This is a genomic window from Sphingorhabdus sp. (genome assembly GCF_046154385.1).
In the GTDB taxonomy this organism is placed as follows: domain Bacteria; phylum Pseudomonadota; class Alphaproteobacteria; order Sphingomonadales; family Sphingomonadaceae; genus Sphingorhabdus_B.
On record NZ_JBJXFW010000062.1, the window covers coordinates 1 to 5675 of the forward strand.

Sequence of the window (5675 nt, forward strand, 5' to 3'; positions counted from 1 at the left end):
GTCATCACCCAAGGCATGACCGGCGCGACCGGCACTTTTCATACCGAACAGGCGCTGGCTTATGGCACGCAAATGGTTGGCGGGGTGACCCCCGGCAAGGGCGGATCGACCCATATCGGCCTGCCCATGTTCGACACCGTGCTGGAAGCCAAGCAGGCGACCGGCGCGGATGCGTCTGTTGTCTATGTTCCGCCCCCCTTTGCTGCGGATTCGATCCTTGAAGCCATTGACGCGGAGATTCCGCTGATCGTGTGCATCACCGAAGGCATTCCGGTGCTTGACATGGTCAAGGTGAAGCGCGCTTTATCGGGGTCAAAATCTCGCCTGATCGGACCAAACTGCCCCGGCATACTGACCCCGGGCGAATGCAAGATCGGCATCATGCCCGGCAGCATTTTTTCATCCGGATCGGTCGGCGTCGTTTCGCGTTCGGGCACGCTTACCTATGAAGCCGTGTTCCAGACCACTGCCGAAGGCCTTGGCCAAACCACCGCCGTCGGCATTGGTGGTGATCCGGTCAATGGCACCAATTTCATCGACTGCCTCGAACTCTTTCTTGCCGACGATGCCACCAAGTCGATCATCATGATCGGTGAAATCGGCGGCAGCGCGGAAGAAGAAGCCGCGCAGTTCCTGATCGACGAAGCCAAAAAGGGCCGCAAAAAGCCGATGGCTGGCTTCATCGCCGGACGCTCGGCCCCTCCCGGACGGCGTATGGGCCATGCCGGGGCAATTGTTTCAGGCGGCAAGGGCGATGCGGAAAGCAAAATCGCCGCAATGGAAGCGGCAGGTATAAGGATGTCAGCTTCACCGTCGTTATTAGGCAAGACTTTGGTTGAAGTGTTGAAGGGATAATGCGGAAATCCTCCCCGCTTACGGGGAGGGGGACCGCGCGAAGCGTGGTGGAGGGGGCCCTCGGCACGCATCGCCATTGCCTTAGGGCCCCTCCGTCAGTTGCTTCGCAACTGCAACCTCCCCGCAAGCGGGGAGGATTAAAGGAACGAATATGGGTCTTGAGCAGCAGGATTTCGAAATGGAACGCGGCCCCAGCTGGGAACGTACCAACTGGCCATTGTCGGCAACCGATGATCTGACGGCATCGCTCGACCCCACGCAAATGGCGGTTGAGGTTAAAGCTGCGGCGAAAGCGGCAGGCAAGCCCTTGGCAGAAGCAGACGCCGTTGCCGCCGCGAACGATTCGATCCGCGCCATGATGTTGGTGCGGACCTATCGGGTGCGTGGTCATCTGGCCGCAAACCTCGATCCCCTGGGCCTTTCAAAGCAGGATATCCCGGCGGATTTGACCCCGGAATATCACGGGTTTTCGGGCCCGGATCTTGACCGGAAAGTCTATGTCGGCGGAACACTGGGTCTGGAATGGACCACCGTGCGCGAGCTGGTCGACATATTGCGCGCCAATTATTGCGGCCCGGTCGGCCTTGAATATATGCACATCGCCGATGTGGAGGAGCGCCGTTTCCTGCAGGAACGGATGGAAGGCAAAGACGCCGCCATCCACTTCACCCCCGAAGGCAAAAAGGCGATTTTGGGCAAGGTCATCGAGGCCGAACAATATGAAAAGTTTCTGGGCCGCAAATATGTAGGCACGAAACGCTTTGGTCTGGACGGCGGCGAGGCCATGATTCCGGCGTTGGAAGCGGTCATCAAATATGGCGGCCAGCTTGGTGTGCGGGAAATCGTGTACGGCATGCCGCATCGCGGCCGGTTGAACGTGCTCGCCAATGTGATGGCCAAACCTTATCGCATCATCTTCCATGAATTTTCGGGCGGCAGCGCCAATCCCGACGATGTCGGCGGTTCGGGCGATGTGAAATATCATCTGGGCACCAGCACCGACCGCGAATTTGACGGCATCAAGGTGCATATGAGCCTTGTCCCCAATCCGTCGCATCTGGAAGCTGTGAACCCTGTCGTATTGGGCAAAGTGCGCGCCAACCAGACCGCGCGTGACGACCTTGGCAAGCATGAACAGGTTTTGCCGGTGCTGCTGCATGGTGACGCGGCCTTTGCCGGACAGGGAATTGTTTGGGAATGCCTCGGCTTTTCGGGCATTCGCGGCTATAATACCGGCGGCTGCCTGCACTTCATCGTCAACAATCAGGTCGGCTTTACCACCAGCCCGCAATATGCGCGGTCATCGCCTTATCCATCCGATGTCGCCAAAGGCGTTCAGGCCCCGATTTTCCATGTGAACGGCGATGATCCGGAAGCAGTGACCTTTGCGTCCAAGATTGCGATCGAATTCCGCCAGACATTCCACCGCGATATTGTCATCGACATGTGGTGTTATCGCCGCTTCGGCCATAATGAAGGCGACGAACCCAGTTTCACCCAACCATTGATGTATAAGGTCATCAAAGGCCATCCCGGGGTCAGCGAAATCTACGGCAAAAGATTGCAGGTCGAAGGCGTGATTGATGCCAACTGGGTCAATGAACATGCGATGCGCTTTGTCGCCTTGCTGGAACAGGAATTTGCCGGAGCCGCCGATTACAAGCCCAATGAGGCGGATTGGTTTGGCGGGCGCTGGTCCGGGCTGTCCAAGCCCGCAGACCCCGAAACGGCACGCCGCAATGTCGAAACGGGTGTTTCGAAAAAATTGTTCGACAGTCTTGGCCGAACCCTGACGACAGTTCCAGAAACGCTGAATATCCACCCTACGCTGGGCCGTGTGCTCGATGCCAAAAAGGCGATGTTCAGCACGGGCGAGAATTTCGATTGGGCAACGGGCGAGGCGCTCGGTTTCGGCGCGTTGCTTTCCGAAGGCTATGGCGTCCGCCTGTCGGGTCAGGATTCGGGCCGCGGGACATTCAGCCAGCGTCATGCGGTCTGGGTCGACCAGGGCACCGAAGAAAAATACATACCGCTGTCGACCTTGCCCCACGGCCGGTTCGAGGTTCTCGACAGTCCGCTTTCCGAATTTGGCGTTTTGGGCTTTGAATATGGCTTTGCCGGTGCCGAACCCAAAACGCTCGTGCTTTGGGAGGCGCAATTTGGCGACTTCGCCAATGGCGCACAGACCATGATTGACCAGTTCATCGCCGCCGGTGAAGCCAAATGGCTGCGCGCCAATGGTCTGGTGATGCTGTTGCCGCACGGCTATGAAGGACAGGGGCCCGAACATAGTTCAGCCCGGCTTGAACGGTTTCTGCAACTGTGCGCCGAGGATAATATCCAGGTCGCCAATTGCACGACGCCTGCCAATTATTTCCACCTGCTGCGTCGCCAGATGGCACGGCCATTTCGCAAGCCATTGGTGGTGATGACCCCCAAATCACTGCTCCGTCACAAAATGGCGGTTTCCAAGGCGGAGGATTTTCAGGGTGAAAGCCATTTCATGCGGATATTGTCCGACCCCGATGCGCCTGCTGACAAGGATGTGAAGCGTCTGGTGCTCTGTTCGGGTAAAGTGGCCTATGACCTGATGGAGGCCCGCAATGCGGCGGGTGACAAGGACACCGCCATTGTCCGTATCGAACAGCTTTATCCCTTCCCCGGCGAACCATTGGCCGTCCGGTTGAAACGCATGACCAATTTGGAAGAGGTCGTATGGGCGCAGGAAGAACCGAAAAATGCGGGAAGCTGGTCCTTTGTCGATCCGTTTATCGAAGAATGTCTTGCCGCTGCAAAATCGCGTCCAAACCGGGCGCGTTATGCCGGGCGCAAGGCGGCTGCGGCTACCGCAACCGGCCTTGCAAAACGCCATCAAGCCGAGCAGGCGGCGCTGGTCGCCGATGCCCTTGGTCATAATGTCCGCGCTGAAATCCGCCGTCAGAGAAAAGGCTGATACCCCATGAGCACTGAAGTCAAAGTCCCCGTATTGGGCGAATCCATCACCGAAGCAACGCTTGGCCAGTGGCTGAAAAAGCCGGGCGAGGCGGTCGCCGCCGATGAACCTATTGCAAGCCTTGAAACCGACCAGGTTGCCATAGAAGTGCCTTCACCGGTTGCCGGTATCATGGGCGCTTACAGCGTCGAAGAAGGCGCGACAGTAAATGTCGGCGCGGTGATTGCTTCGATTGAAGAAGGCAGTGGTGCAACGGCCACGCCCGCACCTGCTGCGGCTGCGGCTGTGGCCCAGCCTGTTGCGACGGCACCTGCTGCGGCTGCGGCTGTGGCCCAGCCTGTTGCGACGGCACCTGCTGCGGCTGCGGCTGTGGCCCAGCCTGTTGCGACGGCACCTGCGCCTGCGCCCGTTGCGGCGGCACCTGCTGAAAATTCCGACCTGCCTTTATCGCCAGCCGTCCGCCGTCTGGTGCTTGAACTCGGTATCGACCCGAACAAAATCAAGGGCAGCGGCAAAGACGGTCGCCTGACCAAGGAAGATGTTGTTGCGGCTGCAAAGGGCGCGCCTGCCGCTGCACCTGCCGCCGCTGTATCGGTTGCTGCGCCCGCGGTTGCCGGTCGTCAGGAAGAACGAGTCCGCATGACCCGCCTGCGCCAGACCGTTGCCAAGCGCCTGAAGTCGGCGCAGGAAACCGCCGCATTGCTGACAACGTTCAACGACTGCGACATGAGCGAAGTGATAGCCGCGCGCGAGAAATACAAAGATTTGTTTGAAAAGAAGCACGGCGTGAAGCTTGGTTTCATGAGCTTCTTTACCAAGGCCGTGGCGCTTGCCGTGCACGACATCCCGGCTGTCAACGCGCAGATCGACGGTGATGAAATCGTCTATCACAATTATCTCGACGTCTCGGTCGCAGTAAGCGCGCCGAACGGTCTCGTAGTCCCCGTCGTCCGCAACGCCGACAAGCTGTCCTTTGCCGATATTGAAAAGGCCATCGGCGATTTCGGCGCACGCGCCAAGGCCGGCACGCTGACCATGGAAGACATGGCCGGCGGCACCTTCACCATTTCCAACGGCGGCGTGTTCGGCGGCCTGATGTCGACCCCCATCATCAACCCCCCGCAGTCCGCAGTTCTAGGATTGCATCGTATCGAGGATCGTCCGGTCGTGCGGAACGGCGAGATCGTCATCCGTCCGATGATGTATCTGGCGCTCAGCTACGACCACCGCCTGATCGACGGCCGCGAAGCCGTGACCGCGCTGAAGACAATCAAGGAAGCGATCGAAGACCCCACCCGGTTGCTGATCGACCTTTAAGGAGCCGATAATATGGCAGAACAAGATTATGACCTGATCGTTATCGGCGCAGGTCCCGGTGGCTATGTCGCAGCAATCCGCGCCGCGCAGCTTGGGCTGAAAACCGCCTGTGTCGAGAGCCGCGAAACATTGGGCGGCACCTGCCTGAATGTCGGCTGCATCCCGTCCAAGGCGATGCTGCACGCGTCCGAGCTTTATCATGAAGCCCATTCGGGTGCGCTCGCCAAATTCGGTATCGACTTCAAGGGCGTGGCGCTGAACCTCGATCAGATGCAGGCCGAAAAGACCAAGGCAGTGAACGAGCTGACGGGCGGAATCGAATTTCTGTTCAAGAAAAACAAGGTCGACTGGCTGAAAGGCCACGCCGCCTTCACGTCGGCCAACAGCATCGATGTTGCGGGCAAAATCTACACCGCAAAGAAAATCATGATCGCCACAGGCTCCTCGGTCACGCCACTACCCGGTGTGGACATTGACCAGAAGATCATCGTCGATTCCACCGGCGCGCTGACTTTGTCCAAAGTGCCGAAGCACATGGTTGTCATCGGTG

General features: G+C 58.7%; 4 protein-coding genes. All 4 read left to right on the forward strand.

Annotated elements, in window-relative coordinates; translation table 11 throughout:
* A partial coding sequence (gene sucD, locus ACKVOS_RS13375; protein ID WP_409212487.1) for a succinate--CoA ligase subunit alpha occupies positions 1-855 on the forward strand: 855 nt, incomplete at its 5' end.
* Between the two features lie 151 nt (positions 856-1006).
* Entirely contained in the window at positions 1007-3808 is a 2802-nt protein-coding gene (locus tag ACKVOS_RS13380; protein ID WP_409212488.1) for a 2-oxoglutarate dehydrogenase E1 component, read from the forward strand.
* Between the two features lie 6 nt (positions 3809-3814).
* Entirely contained in the window at positions 3815-5125 is a 1311-nt protein-coding gene (gene odhB / locus ACKVOS_RS13385; protein ID WP_409212489.1) for a 2-oxoglutarate dehydrogenase complex dihydrolipoyllysine-residue succinyltransferase, read from the forward strand.
* A gap of 12 nt (positions 5126-5137) precedes the next feature.
* Positions 5138-5675: FAD-dependent oxidoreductase (locus ACKVOS_RS13390; RefSeq protein ID WP_409212490.1), on the forward strand; the 538-nt coding region annotated here is incomplete at its 3' end.